General features: G+C 60.5%; 24 protein-coding genes. 13 read left to right on the forward strand and 11 right to left on the reverse strand.

All coding sequences use genetic code 11. From position 1 onward, the window contains the following. The first annotated feature begins 29 nt into the window (after nt 1–29). The 3 genes from rnd (at nt 30) to AC3WWR_RS22445 (ending at nt 2,476) form a co-directional block, all read left to right on the forward strand. Nucleotides 30–1,163: a ribonuclease D gene (rnd, locus tag AC3WWR_RS22435; protein WP_020797819.1), complete on the forward strand. Its 1,134-nt coding sequence runs from the start codon at nt 30–32 to the stop codon at nt 1,161–1,163. Beyond that, nucleotides 1,160–1,453, forward strand: a complete 294-nt coding sequence (locus AC3WWR_RS22440) for a YcgL domain-containing protein (protein ID WP_033041871.1) — start codon at nt 1,160–1,162, stop codon at nt 1,451–1,453. The genes rnd and AC3WWR_RS22440 overlap by 4 nt, the downstream gene beginning before the upstream one ends. A gap of 90 nt (nt 1,454–1,543) precedes the next feature. Beyond that, nucleotides 1,544–2,476: a D-2-hydroxyacid dehydrogenase gene (locus AC3WWR_RS22445; RefSeq protein WP_033041872.1), complete on the forward strand. Its 933-nt coding sequence runs from the start codon at nt 1,544–1,546 to the stop codon at nt 2,474–2,476. Between the two features lie 123 nt (nt 2,477–2,599). Here AC3WWR_RS22445 and AC3WWR_RS22450 read toward each other — a convergent pair whose 3' ends face one another. Further along, entirely contained in the window at nt 2,600–3,193 is a 594-nt protein-coding gene (locus tag AC3WWR_RS22450) for a nitroreductase family protein (RefSeq protein ID WP_020797822.1), read from the reverse strand. A gap of 164 nt (nt 3,194–3,357) precedes the next feature. Here AC3WWR_RS22450 and AC3WWR_RS22455 point away from each other — a divergent pair, with 164 nt between their 5' ends. After that, nucleotides 3,358–3,807: a YcgN family cysteine cluster protein gene (locus AC3WWR_RS22455; RefSeq protein ID WP_020797823.1), complete on the forward strand. Its 450-nt coding sequence runs from the start codon at nt 3,358–3,360 to the stop codon at nt 3,805–3,807. Between the two features lie 20 nt (nt 3,808–3,827). Beyond that, complete coding sequence (locus AC3WWR_RS22460; RefSeq protein ID WP_020797824.1) at nt 3,828–5,060, forward strand: hypothetical protein; 1,233 nt, start codon at nt 3,828–3,830, stop codon at nt 5,058–5,060. Between the two features lie 86 nt (nt 5,061–5,146). On the opposite strand, the gene AC3WWR_RS22465 is transcribed toward AC3WWR_RS22460, so the two are convergent. From AC3WWR_RS22465 to AC3WWR_RS22480, 4 genes are all read right to left on the reverse strand, one after another. Continuing rightward, complete coding sequence (locus AC3WWR_RS22465; RefSeq protein ID WP_020797825.1) at nt 5,147–5,518, reverse strand: YgaP family membrane protein; 372 nt, start codon at nt 5,516–5,518, stop codon at nt 5,147–5,149. Nucleotides 5,519–5,598: 80 nt separating this feature from the next. After that, entirely contained in the window at nt 5,599–6,069 is a 471-nt protein-coding gene (locus AC3WWR_RS22470) for an RNA methyltransferase (RefSeq protein ID WP_007911337.1), read from the reverse strand. A gap of 182 nt (nt 6,070–6,251) precedes the next feature. Then, complete coding sequence (locus tag AC3WWR_RS22475) at nt 6,252–6,623, reverse strand: YajD family HNH nuclease (protein ID WP_007944009.1); 372 nt, start codon at nt 6,621–6,623, stop codon at nt 6,252–6,254. Between the two features lie 48 nt (nt 6,624–6,671). Continuing rightward, nucleotides 6,672–7,358, reverse strand: a complete 687-nt coding sequence (locus tag AC3WWR_RS22480; RefSeq protein ID WP_020797826.1) for a spermidine synthase — start codon at nt 7,356–7,358, stop codon at nt 6,672–6,674. Nucleotides 7,359–7,452: 94 nt separating this feature from the next. On the opposite strand from AC3WWR_RS22480, the gene AC3WWR_RS22485 reads away from it, so the two are divergent. Next, nucleotides 7,453–7,743 carry a hypothetical protein gene (locus tag AC3WWR_RS22485; RefSeq protein WP_020797827.1) on the forward strand — a complete coding sequence of 97 codons (291 nt, stop codon included), beginning with the start codon at nt 7,453–7,455 and terminating at the stop codon, nt 7,741–7,743. On the opposite strand, the gene AC3WWR_RS22490 is transcribed toward AC3WWR_RS22485, so the two are convergent. Both AC3WWR_RS22490 and AC3WWR_RS22495 read right to left on the reverse strand, forming a co-directional pair. Beyond that, nucleotides 7,740–8,213 carry a cyclic nucleotide-binding domain-containing protein gene (locus AC3WWR_RS22490; protein WP_020797828.1) on the reverse strand — a complete coding sequence of 158 codons (474 nt, stop codon included), beginning with the start codon at nt 8,211–8,213 and terminating at the stop codon, nt 7,740–7,742. The two genes, AC3WWR_RS22485 and AC3WWR_RS22490, sit on opposite strands and share 4 nt — an antisense overlap. 190 nt (nt 8,214–8,403) lie before the next feature. Then, nucleotides 8,404–10,458: a S9 family peptidase gene (locus AC3WWR_RS22495; RefSeq protein ID WP_492599063.1), complete on the reverse strand. Its 2,055-nt coding sequence runs from the start codon at nt 10,456–10,458 to the stop codon at nt 8,404–8,406. 99 nt (nt 10,459–10,557) lie between these two features. Here AC3WWR_RS22495 and AC3WWR_RS22500 point away from each other — a divergent pair, with 99 nt between their 5' ends. The 3 genes from AC3WWR_RS22500 to AC3WWR_RS22510 are packed head-to-tail and all read left to right on the forward strand — an operon-like array spanning nt 10,558 to nt 12,419. After that, entirely contained in the window at nt 10,558–11,055 is a 498-nt protein-coding gene (locus tag AC3WWR_RS22500) for a hypothetical protein (protein ID WP_020797830.1), read from the forward strand. Between the two features lie 32 nt (nt 11,056–11,087). Further along, nucleotides 11,088–11,864 (forward strand): class II glutamine amidotransferase, encoded by a 777-nt coding sequence (locus tag AC3WWR_RS22505; RefSeq protein WP_492599064.1) that lies wholly within the window; start codon nt 11,088–11,090, stop codon nt 11,862–11,864. A gap of 12 nt (nt 11,865–11,876) precedes the next feature. After that, nucleotides 11,877–12,419: a DUF2937 family protein gene (locus AC3WWR_RS22510; RefSeq protein WP_020797831.1), complete on the forward strand. Its 543-nt coding sequence runs from the start codon at nt 11,877–11,879 to the stop codon at nt 12,417–12,419. 37 nt (nt 12,420–12,456) lie between these two features. On the opposite strand, the gene AC3WWR_RS22515 is transcribed toward AC3WWR_RS22510, so the two are convergent. Then, a complete protein-coding gene (locus AC3WWR_RS22515) occupies nt 12,457–13,371 on the reverse strand; it encodes a LysR family transcriptional regulator (protein ID WP_020797832.1) in 915 nt (304 codons plus the stop codon). A gap of 147 nt (nt 13,372–13,518) precedes the next feature. Here AC3WWR_RS22515 and AC3WWR_RS22520 point away from each other — a divergent pair, with 147 nt between their 5' ends. From AC3WWR_RS22520 to AC3WWR_RS22535, 4 genes are all read left to right on the forward strand, one after another. Then, nucleotides 13,519–14,805: an MFS transporter gene (locus tag AC3WWR_RS22520; RefSeq protein WP_020797833.1), complete on the forward strand. Its 1,287-nt coding sequence runs from the start codon at nt 13,519–13,521 to the stop codon at nt 14,803–14,805. 73 nt (nt 14,806–14,878) lie between these two features. Then, the gene (locus tag AC3WWR_RS22525) at nt 14,879–15,631 is read left to right on the forward strand and encodes a 5-oxoprolinase subunit PxpA (protein ID WP_432669155.1); all 753 of its coding nucleotides are present in this window, start codon (nt 14,879–14,881) and stop codon (nt 15,629–15,631) included. Further along, entirely contained in the window at nt 15,628–16,332 is a 705-nt protein-coding gene (pxpB, locus tag AC3WWR_RS22530) for a 5-oxoprolinase subunit PxpB (protein ID WP_020797835.1), read from the forward strand. Before AC3WWR_RS22525 ends, pxpB begins: the two co-directional genes overlap by 4 nt. Then, on the forward strand, nt 16,329–17,255 hold the full coding sequence (locus tag AC3WWR_RS22535) for a 5-oxoprolinase subunit C family protein (protein ID WP_492599065.1): 927 nt from the start codon (nt 16,329–16,331) through the stop codon (nt 17,253–17,255). The genes pxpB and AC3WWR_RS22535 overlap by 4 nt, the downstream gene beginning before the upstream one ends. Nucleotides 17,256–17,372: 117 nt before the next feature. On the opposite strand, the gene AC3WWR_RS22540 is transcribed toward AC3WWR_RS22535, so the two are convergent. From AC3WWR_RS22540 to AC3WWR_RS22550, 3 genes are all read right to left on the reverse strand, one after another. Next, nucleotides 17,373–18,551, reverse strand: coding sequence for a vWA domain-containing protein (locus AC3WWR_RS22540; RefSeq protein ID WP_008055445.1), 1,179 nt, complete (start codon nt 18,549–18,551; stop codon nt 17,373–17,375). A gap of 18 nt (nt 18,552–18,569) precedes the next feature. Continuing rightward, nucleotides 18,570–19,415, reverse strand: coding sequence for an AAA family ATPase (locus AC3WWR_RS22545; RefSeq protein ID WP_008055443.1), 846 nt, complete (start codon nt 19,413–19,415; stop codon nt 18,570–18,572). Nucleotides 19,416–19,575: 160 nt separating this feature from the next. Continuing rightward, nucleotides 19,576–20,652 carry a DUF748 domain-containing protein gene (locus AC3WWR_RS22550; protein WP_492599066.1) on the reverse strand — a complete coding sequence of 359 codons (1,077 nt, stop codon included), beginning with the start codon at nt 20,650–20,652 and terminating at the stop codon, nt 19,576–19,578. Nucleotides 20,653–20,768: the final 116 nt, after the last annotated feature.

A 20,768-nucleotide genomic window follows, 5' to 3' on the forward strand; every position in this document is an offset into this window, starting at 1 on the left:
CTGCGCGCCATTCTTCAAGGGAGAGCCGTGTGGCCATCGATATTCACTGGATTCGCGACAACGATAGCCTCGGTCGGTTTTGCACCGAGTGGCAGCAGCTGCCGTTCGTTGCCCTCGACACCGAATTCATGCGGGTCGACACCTTCTACCCGATCGCAGGCCTGCTGCAGGTCGGCGATGGCGAACGTGCCTACCTGATCGATCCGTTGACCATCGATAACTGGCAGCCCCTGGCCGCCTTGCTGGAAAATCCAGCGGTGGTCAAGGTTGTCCATGCGTGTAGCGAAGACCTCGAAGTCCTGCTGCGCCTGACCGGCAGCCTGCCGGCACCGCTGTTCGATACGCAGCTGGCCGCCGCTTACCTGAACCTGGGTTTTTCCATGGGTTATTCGCGGCTGGTACAGGAAGTATTGGGGATCGACCTGCCCAAGGGCGAAACCCGTTCCGACTGGCTGCAACGCCCGCTTTCCGAGACCCAGATCAGCTACGCCGCCGAAGATGCCGTGCACCTGGCGGAAGTTTTCGTGAAATTGCGCCCGCAACTCTCCGATGACAAATACGCCTGGGTCCTGGAGGACGGTGCGGAGCTGGTGGCTAACCTGCGTCGTGAAATCGATCCGTTCGAGGTCTATCGCGACGCCAAGCTGGCCTGGAAATTGTCCCGCGCGCAGCTCGCTGTGTTGCGTGAGCTCTGCGCCTGGCGCGAGCAGGAGGCGCGTGCCCGTGACCTGCCGCGCAACCGCATCATCCGCGAGCATTCGCTGTGGCCGCTGGCGCGCACGCAACCGGACAACCTCGGCGCATTGGCGAAAATCGAAGACATGCACCCGCGTACCGTGCGTCAGGACGGCGAATTTTTGCTTGATCTGATAAAGCGCTCTGCCAGTGTGTCGCCCGAGCAATGGCCACCCGCCGTGCCTGAGCCGTTGCCGGTGGACGCCGCCGCGCTGCTCAAGCGACTCAAAGCCATCGGCCAGGCCGAAGCCGAACGCTTGAACATCGCGCCTGAGCTGATGTTGCGCAAGAAAACCCTGGAAGCCTTGCTCAAGAGTGGCTTCCCCAATGGTCCCTATCAATTGCCTGATTCGCTGCGTGGCTGGCGCCGCGAGTTGATGGGCCAGGCGCTGCTCGACAGCCTGGCCACCCCCGGAGAACAGCCTTGAAACGTATTTGCTCCATCTACCGCAGTTCGAAAAGAAACGAGATGTACCTCTATGTGCTCAAGAGCGATGCTCTGGAGCGTGTGCCAGAGCCCTTGATGGCTGCCTTCGGCAAAGCTATCCACGCGTTTGACCTGGTATTGAGCCCCGAGCGCAAACTGTCGCGCGAGGACATCACCGTCGTGCTGGAAAACCTCGAAAAGCAGGGCTATCACCTGCAAATGCCGCCAGCGGAAGACGAATACATCGAGCACTTGCCGGAAGAATTGCTGCGACGCAACGACCCCATGTGATCGACACTGGAATGATTTTGGCAAGGGCCGCATGGACGGAGCAGGACTCTGTCGGCGGCCGTATGCACTGTTTTTCGAAAGGTTTGAAGCATGCGCGTCCTGATTGCTGAACACGATCACCCGGTCTACGCCCGATTGTTGCAAGAGGCGGTGCCCGAGGTGGAAGTACTGACTAGCGGCGATTCCGCTGAATTGGCGCGTCTGGCTGCCGATTGCCCGGTCTGGCTCGGCCAACCCGACTTGCTGGCGACCCTGTTGCGCCAGGGGCATCAGCCTCAATGGTTGCAATCGACCTGGGCCGGGATCACGCCGCTGCTGGCCGATGGCTTGCCTCGGCACTATCGCCTGACTCGCGCGGTGGGAATTTTCGGTCAGGTCATGGCCGAATACGTGCTCACCTACATGCTCGGCCACGAACGTGAAGTGCTGGCACGGTTGGTCAGCCAGGTCGAGCGCAAATGGGACAGCCGTCACGGCCAGAGCCTGGCGGGGCGCAAGGTGTTGATCGTCGGTACTGGTGATATCGGGCAGACCGTGGCGCAATTTCTCGTACCCTTTGGTGTACAGCTGTATGGCATCGCCAGCGAAGCCCGTGAGCAGGCACCCTTTATCGAAGTCGGTTCGCTGGCGGACCTGCCTCGGTTGGTCGGTGAAGTGGATTATGTGGTCAATCTGCTGCCAAATACCCCGAACACCCACGATATATACGATGCAGCGCTGTTCAAGCAGTTCAAGCCAAGTGGTTTGTTCATCAATGTCGGGCGCGGTGTAGCGGTGGTGGATGCGGATCTGGTCGAGGCCTTGAAAGAAGGGCATCTGGTGGGCGCCGTGATTGACGTCTGTCGCCAGGAGCCGCTGCCGCAACGCCATCCGTTCTGGACGGCCTTCGGCCTGCTACTGACGGGCCATAGCTCGGCACCGACTTCGCCGTCGCTGATGGTGAATCTATTTGTCGAGAACCTGCGGGCGTATCAGGCGGGTGAAGCGTTGCGCGGGGAAGTGGATTTCAATCGCGGGTACTGAGCTGCCGACCCTGATCGTTCCCACGCTCTGCGTGGGAATGCCTCTTGTGACGCTCTGCGTCACGCCGTTGGGACGCGGAGCGTGCCGGGCTGCATTCCCACGCAGAGCGTGGGAACGATCGGCTTAGAGGGTGAAGTCGCCTTCAGCAGCGAGTTCGTTCAACGGCCGCCGCGGGCTTGGCTCTTCGCGTGCTTGCAGGTACTCCGCCAGTGTCGCTTTATCCCCCAGCTTCCCGACTGCCACGGCGGCATGCAGGGCGTAGCCTTCAGGAATGTTCAGCTCCTTGCGGGTCAATTCCTGGTCGAAACCCGCCATGCCGTGGGTATGCCAGCCACTGATGCTGGCTTGCAGCGCCAGGTGGCCCCAGGCGGAACCGGTGTCGAACGTGTGCCACAGCGCCGGGGTTTCTTCGGTGGCGCCAGGCGCGGTGAAGGTGGTTTTCGAGATCACGATCACCAAAGCCGAGGCGTGTTGCGCCCAGCTGCGGTTGAATTCGTTCAGCAGGCCCAGGTAACGCTCCCAGTTCGGCGTATCGCGACGCGCATAAAGAAACCGCCAAGGCTGCGAGTTGTACGCCGACGGTGCCCAGCGTGCCGCTTCAAAGAAGCTCAGCAGGGTTTCCTCAGGAATGGTTTCGCCCGTGAAGGCCCGGGGCGACCAGCGATCGGTAAACTGCGGATGGATGGCGTAATCGGCAATGCGTGGATTTGCACTCATCAAGAGATTCCTTGCTACGTTTGAAAGTGGGAGCGACGCAAAACCCTACTTGGCGGCGCAATAACTGACAAGCGTGTTCTACCGACAGTCGCCAATGCTTGGCCCGCGGGGCTGCGGGCACTAGACTGGCGGCCTTTTCACCTCCTGATGTCGATGCTCGAACCATGGCCGCCAAAGTAGAACCGTTCTGGATACGCAAAACCCTCGATCAACTCGATCAGCAGGAATGGGAATCGCTGTGCGATGGCTGTGGCCTGTGCTGCCTGCAAAAGCTCGAAGATGAAGACGACAACAGCGTCTATTACACGCGTATCGCCTGCAAACTGCTGGACTTGAAAACCTGCCAGTGCAGCGATTACCCCAACCGTCGCGCCTCGGTGCCAGACTGCATCCAGCTCACACCGGGCAAGGCCGACGAGTTCAAATGGCTGCCACCGACCTGCGGCTATCGCCTAGTCAGCGAGGGCAAGGATCTGCCGTTGTGGCATCACCTGGTGTGCGGTGATCGCGACGCGGTGCACCACGAACGTATTTCCCAGTCCGGGCGCATGCTTGCCGAAGGCAGCGTGGCCGAAGAGGATTGGGAAGACCATCTGATCTTCCGCGCAGGTTAAGGTTTTACAAAGGAGTGTGTATGGCTGTGGGATGGCAGCGGGCGCTGGCCGTTGGGTTATTGTCCCTGAGCGCTCCCGCGTGGGCGGCGACGAAGAAGGTCGATCTGGATTACCACGTGCGCCTGTTGCCGCAAAGCGACCAGGCTGAAGTGCGCCTCACCCTGGCCCAGGGCTCGGCGGTACGCAGCCTGGATTTCAACCTCGGCGACGGCAGCCACTACAGTGATTTCAAGGCTGATGGCCAATGGCAGCAGACACCGGGCAAACTCACCCGTGGTGTATGGCTCCCTGCCGGGGACAAGGCCAGCCTGACTTACCGAGTTCGTATCAGCCATGGCCGCAAGAGTGGCAGCTTCGACACTCGCATCACCCCGGCCTGGGCGCTGATGCGCGGTGACGATCTGGTGCCACCCGCCAAAATCGATCAGCAGGACGGTATCGAGTTGGTGTCACGCCTGGAATTCGAGCTGCCCAATGGCTGGCAAAGCGTCGAGACCGCCTGGCCGCGCATCGGCAAGAACAAGTTTCGCATCGAAAATGTTTCCCGATTGTTCGATCGGCCCACGGGCTGGATGCTGGCGGGTCACCTCGGTAGCCGGCGTACCCGATTGGGTGAAACCGAAGTCACCGTCACCTCACCGCGAGGCCAGGGCATGCGGCGCATGGACGTGCTGACGCTGCTGACGTTTGTCTGGCCACAGGTGCAAGCCGTGTTTCCTCGTCACCCGACCAAGTTGTTGATTGTCGGCGCCAATGACCCGATGTGGCGTGGCAGTCTCTCGGCGCATGAGTCAATTTACCTGAACGCCCGCCTGCCGCTGGTCAGTGAAAACGGTACGAGTGCGTTGGTGCGCGAGTTGGCCCAAGTGTTCGGACGGATCAACGATCAGCAGCGTAGCGATTGGATCAGCGAGGGGTTTGCCGAGTACTACGCCATCGAACTGGTGCGCCGGGCCGGCGGTATGAGTGATGAGCGGTATGAGGGGCTGCACAGGAAGCTGGTCAAGGACAGCCAGAAAGTCACCAGTCTGCGCGGCGAGCAGATCAACGCTGCGCAGTTGGCCAAAGCGGTGCTGTTGCTGCAGGAACTAGACGGCGAGATTCGCCTGAAAACCCGCAACAAGCGCTCGCTCGATGATGTGATGCGCGGGGCGATGCGTCTGGGGAGCGTGGATACCAAGGCGTTCGTGCAGCTCAGTGAGAGTGTTATTGGAGAGCCGTCCAAAGTCCTTGATACAGGGTTGCTTCAATAAAGATCAAAAGATCGCAGCCTGCGGCAGCTCCTACAGTGGGGGGGCGTACACCCTGTAGGAGCTGCCACAGGCTGCGATCTTTTGCTTTAAGGTTTCGGCGACTTCAAAGAATCATTGCCGGTCACGGTGGCGGTTTTGGTCGCCGCTTCGGCATTGGCCTTCAGCGTCCTCAACTCTTCCCCCGCACGCTCGATCTTCGCCCGCACGTTATTCATGTCCTGACGGCTTTTTTCCAGCAGGCTTTTGGCCGAGCTGTGACCGGTGATGCCACGGGCCAGGGCCACACCGCCGATGGCCACCTGGATCAGGCCAAGCAGGCCGCCACGACGCAAGCCCTTGCCGACCATCACTACACCGCCAGCCAGTGAGCCGATGCGTTCCCAGCCTTGGACATTCTGCTCGGAAGAGGTCTGGAACGGGGTGGATTCGATGCGCTCTACGCGTTTGAGTTCGCTCATGATCTGACTCCAGGCTTGAGTAGTGGATAGATAAGCTGACTGCCTCGACTGGCCACTTGTTCCATCGGATGTACGGCGATTCAGCGGAATTTCGGCCCCGAACGGGTGTTGAGGCCCTTGGCCATGCGGTCGTAGAGCACGACATTGACCGTGGCGGCTAGGTTCATGCAGCCGGTGGTCGGGATATAGACCACGTCTTCGCACCAGTCACGGATCTCTTTGTCCAGCGAGCCGTCTTCCGGGCCGAAGATATACAACGCGCGGTCCGGATGGGTGTACTCCGGCAATGGGCGGGCGCCTTCGACAAGTTCCACGGCAACGGGTACGCAGTTGAGGGGCAGGATTTTCTTCAGGTCGTCGATGCCGATCAGCGGGATATCGTAATGAACGCGCTTGGTGTCGGTGACGAAGTCGGCGGCGCGCTCATAGCGCTTGCCGGTGTAGAACACCGACGCCACGCCATAACAGCCTGCGGCGCGCATCACCGAACCGACGTTCTCCGGTGACTTGGGGTTATACAAACCAATGCAGCTGTACCGTTTGTCTGCCACGAGCGGGGTGCCTTTGGGAAAAAAGCGCGATTATACGGGGATTGGGCGGCAGCGGGCAGTTTGGCGATTGAGCAATCGCCTTCGCGAGCAGGCTCGCTCCCACAGGTTTTTTTCGCTGCATCGGAGATCCAGTGTGGGAGCGAGCCTGCTCGCGAAGGGGCCGGCTCGGGCGCTGAAGATCTTCAGTCTTCTTTCTTCATCAACCCTGCCAACGCCGCAAACGGGTTATGCGTTGCCTTGGCGATTTTTGGCGTGCTCAGCGAGCCCTCGCCGAAATATTGCTGGTCGGTATAACGCGAGTGTTCGTTGTCGTGGCAGTACAGGCACAACAGTTCCCAGTTCGAACCGTCCTGGGGGTTGTTGTCGTGGTTGTGGTCGCGATGGTGCACGGTCAGTTCGCTCAGGCGCTTGCCGGAGAATTCACGGGCGCAGCGGCCGCACACGTGCGGGTACATCTTCAGGGCCTTGTCGCGGTAGCCCATTTCCTTGTCGCGCTGGTTGTCGGCGAGGATGCGGTCCAGCTTCGAGGTGTTGGTCGGGGTGGACGAACTCATGGGTTCACCTTTGTTGAATGACTAATGACGGTATAAACGCAGTTTAGCTCAGCCCTTGAGCTTCTCGGCAATCCAGATGGTGTGGCGGGTGCCCTTGTTGCCGTGGGCGAAGACCTGTACTTCCTCGGCCTTGAAACCGGCTTTCTTCAGTTTGTCGGAAAACTGTCGGTCTGCGCTGGCCGACCAGACCGCCAGCACGCCCTTGGGGCGCAGGGCCTTGGCGCAGGCGCTCAGGCCCCCGGCGGAGTAAAGCCAGCTGTTGGCCCTCTGGGTCAGGCCTTCGGGGCCGTTGTCGACGTCGAGCATGATTGCGTCAAAACCCTGCGGCTCTGCTTGCAGGACCTTGGCCACGTCTTCCAGGCGGATCACCGTGCGCGGGTCTTGCAGCGGGTTTCCGGATTTTTCGCCCAGCGGTCCGCGGTTCCACTCCACCACGCCTGGCACCAGTTCGGCGACCACCACTTCAGCGGACTTGCCCAGGTGCTTGAGCGCCGAGGCGAGGGTGAAACCCATGCCCAGGCCCCCGATCAAAACCCGTGAGTCGGGTCTTCCCGCGACCTTGCGGCAGGGGATTTCGGCCAGGGCATCCTCGGAGCCATGCATGCGCGTATTCATCAATTGTCCACCGTCGCCGCCCTGGATCTTGATGACGAAATCTTCGCCGTACTCGAACAGGCACAGGGCACCGCCGTTCTCGGGAATAGGGGCGGTATCGAGCAGAACAAAACGTTTCATGGGGCTCACTTGAGGAAAAATGGCGGCACAGGGAAGGCAAACGGACGCAGTTGGGAGTAGCCTGCAAGTGACCACAAGGCCAACGGAGCCATTGATGAAGCGCACTATTCTAACGGCCATTGCCCTGGCCGCGCTCTCGATAACTGCAGTGCAGGGCCAGCAGCTACAGACGACGCCGATCAGTCCCGCGCCAATGCCTGGCTCGCCGGGCACCGCAACGCCCACACCGTACCCGCAGATCAGCCCGGCACCGCTGCCAAAAGTGGGGCCGGGCAGTAGCGGCCCACCGTTGGTGCCGATCGAGATGCCAAGCCCGCCGATCAAGGACCAGCCGGTGCCGGGGATCGAGCCGAACCCACCGAAGGTCAAGTCACCCGGCGGTTAAACCTGCTGCGAGAGCAACTGTCCATCGACCATGCGCAAGCGCCGGGACAGTGAGACGGCGAGGGCGCGGATGATCTTTGCCGCGACTTTCGGCGCGTCATTGAGCATCTTTTCCAGCGAATCCTTGCCCAGGTTGAGCAACTGGCAGTGACTCGCGGCCACGCAACTGGCCGAGCGCCGTTCGCCGTCGAGTACGGCCATTTCACCGAACGAGCGGCCGCTGCGCAGCGTCGCAATGGTCACCTGCTGGCCATCGCTGGCGGTCTTCTGCACGGCCACCTGGCCGGTATGGATGATGCACATGAAGCTGCCGGCATCGCCCTCGTGGAAAATTTCCTCTCCCTGGGCAATGGTGCTGAGGTTGAAATAGCCCGAGGCAGCGGCGAATTCCGCCGGTAGCAGCTGGTTGAACAGGCCGCAGTCCATCAGCCAGTTGCGAATTTCGTTGTTCAGTAAAGTGGGTTCTGACATGTCGTGCGGTCTTTATTGTTGTCTGGTTCTGTCACCACGAATTCCTGTCGGAGCTGCCGCAGGCTGCGATCTTTTGATCTTAAAAAAACAAAGTCAAAAGATCGCAGCCTTCGGCAGCTCCTACAGGGGGATCGGAATTGTATCGGCCCGAGGCGCCTGCAATTAAGACCGGTTCATCGGCCCAAGTTCCTCAGGCAACACCCAGCACCTTGAACAAAAATGCGTATTCGAGCGCTACGTCACGCAATCCCTGGTATCGACCGCTCATCCCCCCATGCCCGGCGCCCAGTTCGGTCTTGAGCAACAGCGGATTACTGTCGGTTTTGGTGACGCGCAATTTCGCCACCCATTTGGCCGCTTCCCAATACTGCACGCGGCTGTCGTTGTAGCCGGCGATCACCAGCATCGGCGGATAGGCTTGCGCGGTGACGTTTTCGTAAGGCGCGTAGGCCTTGATCCGCTCATAAACGTCAGGCTCTTGAGGGTTGCCCCACTCGTCGTATTCAGTGACGGTCAATGGCAGCTCCGGGTCGAGCATTGTGTTGAGCACATCGACGAACGGCACTTCGGCAATCGCCGCGCCAAACAGCGCCGGGCGCTGGTTGAGCACCGCCCCGATCAGCAGGCCGCCGGCACTGCCGCCGCTGATCGCCAGTTGTGGCGCGGTGGTCAGGCCTTTGGCGATCAGGTGTTCGGCGCAGGCGATGAAGTCGCTGAAGGTGTTCTGCTTGTGCTCCTGCTTGCCGGCGCGATACCAGGCTTCACCCAGTTCACCGCCGCCGCGCACATGAGCGATGGCGAACGCCATGCCGCGATCGAGCAAACTCAGGCGGGCGTGGGAGAACCACGGGTCGAGGCTTTCGCCATAAGCGCCATAGCCGTACAGGTAGAGCGGAACCGGCTTGCCGAGCGCTTCGCGCTTGACCACCAGGCTGATCGGCACTTGTGTGCCATCGGGCGCCGTGGCCCACAGGCGCTGACTGACATAGGCGTCGGCGTCGAACGTGCCAAGCACCGGGGTTTGCTTGAGCACTTTCTGCTCGCCGCTGACCAGTTCCAGCTGGCGGATTTGCGCAGGGCGGTTCAACGCTTCGTAACGCAGGCGAATTCGCTCGCTGACGAATTCCAGGCTGTTCTGCACGTGCAGGCTATAGGCCGCGTCTGGCAATTGAACCCGATAGCTCGGCAGGCCCTGCGGGTGAACTTCGATCACCGGCAAGCCGCCGACCCGCAGGCTCAGGGTCATGGCGCCGGCATTCAGGCTCATGCCATCGATCATTACTGTGTCGCTGTGGGGAATCAGGTTCCGCCAGTCGGCCTCGGCTGGCGCCACGCCGTTATCGACGGCGGTGTACAGGGCAAAGTTGATGCCGTCGCGGTTGGTGCGGATGAACCAGGTCCATTGGCCATCGAGCGTGCCGTGGTCAACGTCGTACTCATGGTTTTCCACCCGTGGCGCTACGCAGGTAAAGGGCAGTTGTGGGAGGTTGGCGTCGAGCACCCAGACTTCGCTGGTGGTCTTGCTGCCCACCGACAGCAGCAATTGTTGTTCGGAGCTCGAACGGTAGCAGTGCATGAAGAAGCGGCCGTCCGTTTCATGGAACACTTCTTCGGCCGCCGTGCCATCGAGGCGATAGCGCAACAGCTTGTGCGGACGATGGGTGTCATCCAGCTCGCCGAAAAACAGGGTCAGGCTGTCGTTGGCCCAGGTCATGCTGCCGTCGCAGTCCTGGAACTCCAGTTCACTGACGCGACCATCGGACAACTCCTTGACGAACAGCGTGTAGATTTCGTCGCCCGTGGAATCGATGCTGTAGGCCAGGCGCTGGTGATCGGGGCTGATGCTGAACGCACCGAGGGAAAAGAAGCCGCCTTTGGCCAGCTCGTTAGGGTCCAGCAGCAGTTGTTCCTGGCTTTCGTCGAGGACCAGGCTGTCGTCGGCCGGGCGCGGGCAGCGGTAGTGACGGGCGTATTCGTCACCCGCCGTGGTGCGCGTGTAGTACAGGTAGGGGCCCCATGGCGAGGGCAGGGACAGGTCGGTTTCGAGAATCCGGTTCTTGATCTCCTCGAACAGGGTTTCGCGCAACCCGGCCTGATCAGCGGTTTGCGCCTCCTGATAACGGTTTTCGGCCTGCAGGTAGTCGAGCACCGCAGCGCTGTCGCGCTCCTGCAGCCAGGCGTACGGGTCGGATCCTTCGGCCTTGCGGGCAATCGGGGCATCGGAAACGTTGGCGGGTAGGGGCATGAGGGGCTCTCGAACAATGTACTGAATAGGGACTGGCAACCTGTAGGAGCCTGATGGACGAAAAGCCGTTATCATAAGCGCCTCTTTGCCTGCCTTGCCATGGACACCATGACCGAGAACGACTATCTGATCGCTTGGGGCCTCTACGCCTTTGCCGCTTTGGGCTGCCTGCTGGTGTGGATGCGCATCACCCGCTGGATGTGGCGCTGGCTGCGCGAACCCCTGCGCTTGCTGGTGGCGGTGCTGCTGTTCAGCCCGACCATCATTGACCCGGTGAAGGAAAAAGTGGCCCCGGCCATTGCCATCACGGCGCTCGACCTGTTGTTCAAGGTCGGCAACAACGCGTGGCGGGCGATTTCCGACCTGCTGATGTACGGCATGATCGCTTTCGGCATCTACCTGGTGTTCGTGGCGATTCGTTTCGTCCTCGAGCGTGGTGCCAGGGCCCGCAAGGAACAGGCCGCCGCCGTCCAGGCCGCGATCCGTGCCGACGAGCCGGAAGAGGATCACCCCTTCGGCGGTGCCGGCGATGATCGCTACGGTCGACCGCCGGTGCCGAGCAATCCCCAGCGGATGCGCGTCGAACCCCGTCTGTAACCGTGCCCCTGCCATAAAGCGAGAGTTCGAGCATGTGTGAGTTATTGGGCATGAGCGCCAATGTCCCGACCGATATCGTGTTCAGCTTCACCGGGCTGATGCAGCGCGGTGGGCGTACCGGTCCACATCGGGACGGTTGGGGCATCGCTTTCTACGAAGGTCGGGGTTTGCGCTTGTTCCAGGACCCGGCGGCGAGTTGCGAGTCGGAAGTCGCCAACCTGGTGCAACGCTACCCGATCAAGAGCGAAGTGGTGATCGGGCATATCCGCCAGGCCAACGTCGGCAAGGTCTGCCTTTCCAACACCCATCCGTTCGTACGCGAGTTGTGGGGGCGTAACTGGTGCTTCGCGCATAATGGCCAGTTGGCAGACCTGCAACCGACGGCCAGCTTCTACCGCCCGGTTGGCGATACCGACAGCGAAGCGGCGTTCTGTGACTTGCTCAACCGTGTGCGGGCCGCGTTTCCCGAGCCCGTGGAGGTCGAAGAACTGCTGCCGGACCTGGTCGCCGCCTGCGCCGAATACCGCAGCAAGGGCGTGTTCAACTGCCTGCTCAGCGATGGCGACTGGCTGTTCTGTTATTGCTCGACCAAACTGGCGCAGATCACCCGTCGCGCCCCGTTCGGCCCGGCGCGCCTGAAGGATGTCGATGTGATCGTCGACTTCCAGGCCGAAACCACGCCCAACGATGTGGTCACCGTGATCGCCACCGAGCCCTTGACCGAAAATGAAACCTGGACCCGCTACGAGCCAGGCCAATGGAGCCTGTGGCGACGCGGTGAATGCGTCAGCCAGGGCCGGACCGCATAAGGATCATCCCCCATGTTGCTCAGTTATTTGCGGCTGGTGTTGTTTGCCGCGGGCCTGTTGATCGGTGTCCAGGTGCCGGGGTTCATCAATGATTACGCCAAGCGGGTCGAAGCGCACCTGATTGAAGCGCAGGCCGGGCTGAGCGGGTTTCAGAACACCGCCAATCAATTCTTCAAGGGCGACATGCAGGCCCTGGTCGCTCACTATCGCGCCAGTGAAGATCCGATCTTTCGCAGCGACGCCGACAGCCTGGGCAACCTGCTGACTCGCCAGGTGGCGTTGGACAAGCAATTCCAGGCGATGCAAGGGCCGTGGTATATCCGCTTCCTGCAAGTAGTGTTGGCCGCGGATCCGGACATTCGCAAGGAAACCTGGAATGGCTACAGCTACCAGATCCTGCTGACCCCGGAGGCGATGATCTGGGGCATGAGCGGCGCGTTGCTGCTGTCGTTCGGGATCGAGTGCCTGTTCCGCCTGATCGATTGGGTGGTGTTGGGCGGCAAGCGCCTGCGCCAGAGCCGGCCGATTGAAGAGCGGGATCTGCGCGGGTTGTAAGTGATGATCGTTCCCACGCAGAGCGTGGGAACGATCATCAGTCAGCCAGGGTAATGTAGTTTTCACCCACCCGCCGCGCATAATCCTTAAGTACTTGCTGGCACAACGTCACAATCTCCTCAACCCATTCCACGCCCACCCGCCACGACACCACCACTTGCAGGTCTGGTGGTCTCTGGTCGATGTCCAGCAAGGTCAACTCACCCCGTGCCAGTTCCTCCGCCACCAACACCGGCGGCAATGCACCGATGCCAAAACCGTCGCGCAGTAACCGGGTGATCGCCGAGACCGAGTTCACGCAGTTCAACCGTGGCGCCATGACGCCGTTGGCCTGCATCAGTGCGAGCACTTCCTGATGGGGGTGGGAGTTTTTCGAGTAGGTAATGATCCGCTCGTTCGCCAGGTCCGCGATGCCTGAGTAGTCGCGGTTGTAGAGCGAATTGCTGGCGACGATCCAGCCCATGGGGTGGCTGGCCAGTTCCAGGCTGCGCACGCTTTCCTGGCGCAGCAGGTCGGTTTGCAGGATCACATCGAGAAAGCCTTTTTGCAGCTGATCGCAGAGGTTGAGCGATGTATCGGCCACCAGTTCGATTTCCACCAGGGGGTAGTGATCGGTCATCTGCGCCACCAGCGGGCTTAGCCAGGTGTGGATCACCGTGTCCATGACACCGATGCGCACGCGGCCGGCCTTGCTTGAACGGGTCTCGATCGAATGCTTGAGCGCCTGCATGGTGTCCATCATCTGCTCGGCGTACTCGAGCACTTTCAAGCCTTCCGGTGTCAGGCTCACACCGCGCGAGTCGCGCAGGAACAGCTTCACCCCAAGCTCGCCTTCGAGCACGGCGATGCGGCTGGAAATCGACGCCTGGGTGGTGAAGAGCTTGTCGGCGGTGAGGCGGAAACTCTTGAGCCGGGCGACCCAGACGAAGGTTTCGAGAAACTTCAGGTTCATGTGATCAAGTTTTTCTTATGGCTAGGGCGGGTTTTTATTAGTTGGACGCAGAGGGCTGGCGCGTCCAAGAATCGACACATCCGGTTCCCACGATAGGCGTCGTCGGGGCTCAGAACAATACCAATAAAACCAGCGCGGAGATTTGCCATGAGTGCGCCCGACACCACCGTCATTTCGAAAGCCACGGCTCGCCCGGGACCTTTCGACTGGTATCGCAACATCAATCAGCAGGAACGCCGCACCTTCTGGAGCTGCAAGATCGGTTATGGCCTGGATGGCATGGACACCCAGATGCTCAGCTTCGTGGTGCCGACCCTGATTGCCATGTGGGGCATCACCACCGGCCAGGCCGGGCTGATCCACACCAGCACGCTGATCGCTTCGGCCATTGGTGGCTGGGTGGCGGGCATTCTCTCCGACCGCATCGGTCGCGTGCGCACCCTGCAACTGACCGTGCTGTGGTTTGCCTTCTTCACCTTCCTTTGCGGTTTCGCCCAGAGTTACGAACAGCTGCTGATTGCGCGGACCTTGATGGGCTTCGGTTTTGGCGGCGAGTGGACCGCCGGCGCGGTGTTGATCGGCGAAGTCATCCGCGCCCAGGACCGCGGCAAGGCCGTGGGCATGGTGCAATCGGGGTGGGCGCTGGGCTGGGGCCTGACCGCGATCCTGTATGCGCTGCTGTTCTCGATCATGCCGCCGGAAGACGCCTGGCGCGCGCTGTTTATCCTAGGCATCGTGCCGGCGATTTTCGTGATCTTCGTTCGCCGCCTGGTCAAGGACCCGGAAATCTACCGCGAAGCCAAAGCCAAGGAGGCGCCGAGCAATCCGTCGAAGTTCTACGAGATCTTCGCCCCCGGCATGCTCTTCACCACGATTCGCGCTTCGCTGCTGACCACCGGTGCGCTGGGCGGTTACTACGCGATTACTTCCTGGCTGCCGACGTTCCTGAAAAACGAGCGTGGTTTGAGCGTACTCGGTACCGGCGGATACCTGGCGATGGTGATCGTCGGCTCGTACGTCGGTTACGTCATCAGCGCCTATTTGACCGACATCCTCGGTCGTAAAAAGAACTTCATCCTGTTCGCCGTCGGCTCGTTCACCATTGTGCTGCTGTACACGCAAATGCCGGTCAGCAACGGTGTGATGCTGTGGCTGGGCTTTCCGCTGGGCTTCTTTGCCTCGGGGATTTTCAGCGGCATGGGCGCGTTCCTGACCGAATTGTTCCCGACCCGCATTCGCGGCTCAGGCCAGGGCTTTTGCTACAACATCGGCCGCGCGCTGGCGGCATTGTTCCCACTGCTGATCGGCCTGCTCAGCCAGACGGTGCCATTGAGCGTTGGTATCGGTGCCTTTGCGGCGGTGTCCTACGGCGTGGTGATTCTGGCGGCCCTGAGCTTGCCGGAAACCCGTGGCAAGCAACTCGACGCCCAGTAACTGATAATCTGCGGGCGTGTCATACGGATATGTCCCACAGTTAAAAAGAATAAAGCCTACAGGAGTGTTCAGCGTGAGCCGCCTGCTATTGAACTGCGACATCGGCGAGAGTTTCGGTAACTGGACCATGGGTCTGGACGCGGAAGTCATGCCCTTCATCGATTGCGCCAACATCGCCTGTGGTTTCCATGCCGGCGACCCGAGCATCATGCGCAAGACCGTCAGCCTGGCCCTCAGCCACGGTGTACAGATCGGCGCGCATCCGGCTTACCAGGATCTGGTCGGTTTTGGCCGTCGTTCCATGGCCTATGGTGCCCAGGAACTGCAGGACATCCTGCATTACCAAATCGGCGCCCTCGACGGCATCTGCCGCGCCCAGGGCGGTCGGGTCAGCTACGTCAAACCCCACGGTGCGATGTACAACGACATGATGGCCAACCCCGCGCAATTGCGCGCCGTGCTGCAAGCGGTGGCGTCCTACGATCGCAGCCTGCCGTTGATGCTGATGGCCACCCGCGACAACAGCGCCGCGCAGCAATTGGGCGAAGAATATGGCGTGACCCTGTGGTTCGAAGCTTTCGCCGACCGCGCCTACGACAGCGCCGGCAGGCTGGTTTCGCGGCAACTGCCGGGAGCGGTGCATCACGAACCGGAGAAAATCATCGAGCAGGCGTTGATCATCGCCCGTGGCGATCACCTCACCGCCAGCGACGGCAGCGCCTTGCACTTGCAGGCCAACACCCTGTGCGTGCACGGCGACAATGCCAGTTCGGTGGCGGCCGTGCGGCGCATTCGTGAAGCCTTGAACCAGCAGGGCGCGTCATGAAACTGCGGGTAGAAGTGGTCGCGCTCGATTGCCTGATGGTGCGTCTGTTCGATGAAATCGCTGAAGCCAACATGCCATGGATGCTGGCGGCCAGTGAAAGCCTGCGGGCGGCGTTCGGCAAGGATCTGATCGACCTGGTGCCGTCCTACACGACCTTGATGGTGCATTACGACCTGACCGCGTTGAGCCCGACCCAGGCCCGGGAATTGATTGCCGAAGCGCTTATCGACCTGTCGCCCAATGCGCGCACTCGTGGCAAATGTCACGTGCTGCCGGTGTGGTACGACTTGAGCGTCGGTCCAGAGCTGAGCTTGTTGTCGCAACGCAGTGGGTTGGCGATGGAGGAGGTGATCCGTCGTCATAGCGAACGTGAGTATCAGGTGTTCGCGCTGGGATTCGCACCGGGGTTCGCGTTCATGGGCCTGGTGGACGAGGCACTCGCCGCACCGCGCCTGAGCACGCCACGCAAGAAGGTTGCCGCCGGCAGTGTTGGTATCGCCGAAAGGCAGACGGCCGCCTATCCAGTGGTATCGCCCGGCGGCTGGAACCTGATCGGCCGCACGCCGGCCAAATTGTTCGATCGCAACCGTGACGGCTACAGCTTGATGCAGCCGGGTGACACCGTGCGTTTCGAAGCGGTCGACCATGCCGAATTCATCAACCTGGGCGGTGACGACACGCCACTGGAGGCCCAGGCATGAGCCGTCTGACGATTGAAGCGAGTACACCGCTGTGCCTGTTGCAGGACGCAGGCCGTTTCGGCGTGCGCCATCTGGGCGTGACCCAGGGCGGCGCGGCTGATTGGCGTTCGATGTCGTGGGCCAATTGGTTGCTGGGTAACGGGCTGGATGCACCGGTGATCGAAATCACCCTGGGCGGGTTCACCGTAGTAGCCGAGGACGATTGCGTGCTCGCGCTGGCCGGGGCGGATCTTGGCGCGCGGGTGGACGACGAGCCGCTGGCACCCTGGCGCAGTTTCCGGCTGAACAAAGGTCAGCGTTTGCAGTTCAGCCAGCCCTTGCTCGGCGCCCGGGCCTATCTGGCCGCGCCAGGTGGTTTTGATGCGCCGAAGGTGTTGGGCAGCAGCTCGACGGTGGTGCGTGAGGAGCTTGGCGGACTGGATGGCATGGGCCATGCGCTGAGCAAGGGCGCGAGCTTGAGCTATTCGGGCAATTCGGTGATGTTGCTGCGCGAATTGACCGCCGATCAGCGGCCGGACCTGAAGCTTGATACGCCGTTGGATCTGGTGCTCGGTGCGCAGATAGGTGAGTTCAGCGGGCAGAGCCTGTTCGATGCATTCAACAGCGTGTGGAACGTCGACAGCCGTGCCGACCGGATGGGTATTCGGCTGTTGGGACCGGCGTTGCAATACCAAGGCAAACCGATGATTTCCGAGGGCATTCCATTGGGGGCTGTGCAAGTGCCGCCGGACGGCCAGCCGATCGTGCTGCTCAATGATCGGCAGACCATTGGCGGTTATCCGCGGTTGGGGGCATTGACGCCGTTGGCGCTGGCGCGATTGGCGCAGTGTTTGCCGGGGGCGCAGGTGCGGTTGCGGCCGGTGGTGCAGGAGGTGGCGCACCATGAGCAGGTCGAGTATTTGCGTCTGTTTTTGAACCATTAAAAAGCTTCGTCGGAACGCCGCCCGGAGCAAGCTCGCTCCCACAGGGATCTCATGTACTACAAAGATCAACTGTGGGAGCGAGCCTGCTCGCGAAGGCGTCCAACCAGACACCCGAGATTATTTGGAAAGAAACCGCATCCCTTCCTCAAGCCCCCGCAACGTCAACGGATACATCTGGTCCTCAATCAAGTCCCTGACGATATTGGTCGACGAGGTATAGCCCCAGGTATCTTTCGGGTAAGGGTTGATCCAGATGAGCTTCTTGTACTTCTCCTTGAACCGCTGCATCCACACGTAGCCGGCTTCTTCGTTCCAGTGCTCGACGCTGCCACCGGCCTGGGTGATTTCGTAGGGCGCCATGGCGGCGTCACCGATGAAGATCACTTTGTAATCGGCGCCGTATTTATGCAGCAAGTCCATGGTGGAGGTGCGTTCGGAGGTGCGACGCATGTTGTTCTTCCACACCGATTCATAAATGAAGTTGTGGAAGTAGAAGTACTCCAGGTGCTTGAACTCGGTCTTGCACGCCGAGAACAGCTCTTCGCAGATCTTCACGTGGGCGTCCATCGAACCGCCGATATCGAACAGCAGCAAGAGCTTGACGGTGTTGCGCCGTTCCGGACGCATCTGGATGTTCAGCAACCCGGCATCTTTCGCGGTGTGGTCGATGGTGCCATCGATATCGAGTTCTTCGGCTGCACCCTGGCGGGCAAACTTGCGCAAGCGACGCAGGGCGACCTTGATGTTGCGCGTGCCCAGCTCGACTGAATCGTCGAGGTTCTTGTACTCGCGCTGATCCCAGACTTTCACGGCCTTGCCCTGGCGCTTGCCGGCATCGCCGACCCGAATGCCTTCCGGGTTGAAACCGCCGGAACCGAACGGGCTGGTACCACCGGTGCCGATCCACTTGTTGCCACCGGCATGGCGTTCCTTCTGTTCTTCCAGGCGTTTCTTGAATTCTTCGATCAGCTTGTCGAGGCCACCGAGGGACTGGATCGCCGCCCGTTCCTCGTCGGTCAGGGAGCGTTCGAATTCCTTGCGTAGCCAGTCTTCCGGGATCAACGCCTGAAGATGATCATCGAGCTTTTCCAGACCATTGAAGTAGGCCCCGAAGGCCCGGTCGAACTTGTCGAAATGCTTTTCGTCCTTCACCAGGATCGCCCGGGACAGGTAATAGAACTCGTCCATGTCAGCGAAGGTAACGCGCTGCTTCAGCGCGTTGATCAGGTCCAGCAGCTCGCGCACCGAGACCGGTACCTTGGCTGCGCGCATTTCATTGAACAGATTGAGCAGCATGGCATTTGCCCCAGATGATCAACGACTACCGCGACGACTCATGAACGCCAGGCGCTCAAGCAATTGCACGTCCTGTTCGTTCTTCACCAGGGCACCTGCCAGCGGCGGGATGGCCTTGGTTGGATCGCGTTCGCGCAGCACCGCTTCGCCGATGTTGTCGGCCATCAGCAGCTTCAGCCAATCCACCAGCTCGGAGGTCGAAGGCTTCTTCTTCAGGCCCGGCACCTTGCGCACGTCGAAGAACACGTCCAGTGCTTCGCTGACCAGGTCTTTCTTGATGTCCGGGTAGTGCACGTCGACGATCCGCTGCATCGTGGTGCGATCAGGGAACGCGATGTAGTGGAAGAAGCAGCGGCGCAGGAAGGCGTCCGGCAGCTCTTTCTCGTTGTTGGAGGTGATGATGATGATCGGGCGCTTCTTGGCCTTGATGGTCTCGTCGATCTCGTAGACGTAGAACTCCATCTTGTCGAGTTCTTGCAACAGGTCGTTGGGGAACTCGATGTCGGCCTTGTCGATTTCGTCGATCAGCAGGATCACGCGCTCTTCGGACTCGAAAGCTTCCCAGAGCTTGCCTTTCTTCAGGTAGTTGCGAACGTCGTGGACCTTTTCCGTGCCCAGCTGCGAGTCGCGCAGGCGGCTGACCGCGTCGTACTCGTACAGGCCCTGGTGCGCCTTGGTGGTCGATTTGATGTGCCAGGTGATCAGCTTGGCGCCAAAGGAGTCGGCCAGTTGCTCGGCGAGCATGGTCTTGCCGGTGCCTGGTTCACCCTTGACCAGCAGTGGCCGCTCCAGGGTGATGGCGGCGTTGACCGCCAGCTTAAGGTCATCGGTGGCGACGTAGGCCTGGGTGCCTTCGAACTTCATCTGCTAATCCTCGAACGGTAACGCCGGCCTGAGCGAGGCAGGGCGGGAATATAAATGGTCAGCCTCGACTATAACGCGACGCCCGGTCGACTGTGAACGCAGACGGCCTATTCAGTCTCTGAATGGAGCGTCACATCTTGACTCAGTATTGGCGGCAACGTTAACCGGCGTCCGGCTTGGGTTGTTCATAGCGAGCATTGAATGCCTGGATGAAACCATTGCGTAAAATCTGCAAAAACGCCTGGAACGCGCTGATATCTTTTTGATGGACGTTTCCGCTTAGCTCGACACGGGTCGCAAACTGGTTCTTGCCCTGGTTTTTCAGTACGGTTTCGGTGCCGCCGACGAGCGCCTCCCAGATGGAACGAAAAATCCCCTTGTCCTTGTTTTCCACGTCCTGTTGCCAGTTGAACACGTCGACATCCCTGAGCAGCGGCTTGATATAGCCCGTCAATTTGGCTTTTTTGGCTTGGGCTTCGATCACGACGTCGCCATGGCCGGCATTGAAATCGAACTTGCCATAGGCTGAAGCGAAGTCGTTCATGCGTTTGAGCTGAATGTCCCGGGCTCGCATGCGAAACTCGAAGTCTTCGAAGTTACTCAGTGGATCGAAAGTGGCGGTGGTTTCCAGGGGGGCATGCCCCAGCAGCAGCGCCTTGCCATCGAATCGGGCATCGCGCTTGCCTTTGGAGTCGACCACGTTGGTGAGGTTGTAGATGTTCAGGTCGACCTTGGTGGCATTCAGGTTCACCGGTGGTTTGGAGTTGAAGTTGCGAAAGGTGATCTTGCCATCGTCGATTTTTACTTCGTTGAGGGTTATTGGCAGCAATTTACCCAGTTGGGCGCGCCAGTCGGTGCCTTCACCCGTTTGCGAGTTTTTCTTGTTGGCCCCGCCATCGACGAAGTTGACCTCAGGCTTGACGAACTTCACTTCGGCGACCACCGCGTGGTCATACCACAGCGAATGCCAGCTGACCGAAAGGTCGATCAATGGCGCGTTGACGAAGGGCACCGGCACCTTGCCCTCGACCTTGACGATTTTCAAACCGTTGATCTTGTAGGCTCCGCGCCACAGGGCCAGGTCCACGTCGGCGATCTCGCCGCGGTAGGCGCCCATGTTCGCCAACCTGTCATTGAGGTAGTCGCGCACCAGGTAGGGCAGGGCGAAGTGCAGGGCAACCAGCAGCACAACGAGGCCGGTGAAGCTCCACAAGGGCCAGCGGTATCGACGTTTCATGGTGGTAATTCTCTGGCGTTCTAAAGCATTGACTACAGTCACCTCCGGACGTTCGACCTGACTGGACGCCTACGGGCAAGAGGCTTACCTTGGTGCCCTATTTCAATGCTGTCGTT

Source organism: Pseudomonas sp. EB271-G4-1, assembly GCF_058791355.1.

What these genes read in the sequence shown, in the direction of transcription:
- AC3WWR_RS22510 (WP_020797831.1), top strand. Translation starts at nt 11,877, where the DNA reads ATGTTGCTCAGTTATTTGCGGCTGGTGTTGTTTGCCGCGGGCCTGTTG.
- AC3WWR_RS22485 (WP_020797827.1), top strand. Translation starts at nt 7,453, where the DNA reads ATGAAGCGCACTATTCTAACGGCCATTGCCCTGGCCGCGCTCTCGATA.
- AC3WWR_RS22550 (WP_492599066.1), bottom strand. Translation starts at nt 20,652, where the DNA reads ATGAAACGTCGATACCGCTGGCCCTTGTGGAGCTTCACCGGCCTCGTT.
- AC3WWR_RS22535 (WP_492599065.1), top strand. Translation starts at nt 16,329, where the DNA reads ATGAGCCGTCTGACGATTGAAGCGAGTACACCGCTGTGCCTGTTGCAG.
- AC3WWR_RS22495 (WP_492599063.1), bottom strand. Translation starts at nt 10,458, where the DNA reads ATGCCCCTACCCGCCAACGTTTCCGATGCCCCGATTGCCCGCAAGGCC.
- AC3WWR_RS22460 (WP_020797824.1), top strand. Translation starts at nt 3,828, where the DNA reads ATGGCTGTGGGATGGCAGCGGGCGCTGGCCGTTGGGTTATTGTCCCTG.
- AC3WWR_RS22445 (WP_033041872.1), top strand. Translation starts at nt 1,544, where the DNA reads ATGCGCGTCCTGATTGCTGAACACGATCACCCGGTCTACGCCCGATTG.
- AC3WWR_RS22465 (WP_020797825.1), bottom strand. Translation starts at nt 5,518, where the DNA reads ATGAGCGAACTCAAACGCGTAGAGCGCATCGAATCCACCCCGTTCCAG.
- AC3WWR_RS22480 (WP_020797826.1), bottom strand. Translation starts at nt 7,358, where the DNA reads ATGAAACGTTTTGTTCTGCTCGATACCGCCCCTATTCCCGAGAACGGC.
- AC3WWR_RS22500 (WP_020797830.1), top strand. Translation starts at nt 10,558, where the DNA reads ATGGACACCATGACCGAGAACGACTATCTGATCGCTTGGGGCCTCTAC.
- AC3WWR_RS22520 (WP_020797833.1), top strand. Translation starts at nt 13,519, where the DNA reads ATGAGTGCGCCCGACACCACCGTCATTTCGAAAGCCACGGCTCGCCCG.
- AC3WWR_RS22450 (WP_020797822.1), bottom strand. Translation starts at nt 3,193, where the DNA reads ATGAGTGCAAATCCACGCATTGCCGATTACGCCATCCATCCGCAGTTT.
- pxpB (WP_020797835.1), top strand. Translation starts at nt 15,628, where the DNA reads ATGAAACTGCGGGTAGAAGTGGTCGCGCTCGATTGCCTGATGGTGCGT.
- AC3WWR_RS22455 (WP_020797823.1), top strand. Translation starts at nt 3,358, where the DNA reads ATGGCCGCCAAAGTAGAACCGTTCTGGATACGCAAAACCCTCGATCAA.
- AC3WWR_RS22505 (WP_492599064.1), top strand. Translation starts at nt 11,088, where the DNA reads ATGTGTGAGTTATTGGGCATGAGCGCCAATGTCCCGACCGATATCGTG.
- AC3WWR_RS22545 (WP_008055443.1), bottom strand. Translation starts at nt 19,415, where the DNA reads ATGAAGTTCGAAGGCACCCAGGCCTACGTCGCCACCGATGACCTTAAG.
- AC3WWR_RS22490 (WP_020797828.1), bottom strand. Translation starts at nt 8,213, where the DNA reads ATGTCAGAACCCACTTTACTGAACAACGAAATTCGCAACTGGCTGATG.
- AC3WWR_RS22540 (WP_008055445.1), bottom strand. Translation starts at nt 18,551, where the DNA reads ATGCTGCTCAATCTGTTCAATGAAATGCGCGCAGCCAAGGTACCGGTC.
- AC3WWR_RS22515 (WP_020797832.1), bottom strand. Translation starts at nt 13,371, where the DNA reads ATGAACCTGAAGTTTCTCGAAACCTTCGTCTGGGTCGCCCGGCTCAAG.
- AC3WWR_RS22475 (WP_007944009.1), bottom strand. Translation starts at nt 6,623, where the DNA reads ATGAGTTCGTCCACCCCGACCAACACCTCGAAGCTGGACCGCATCCTC.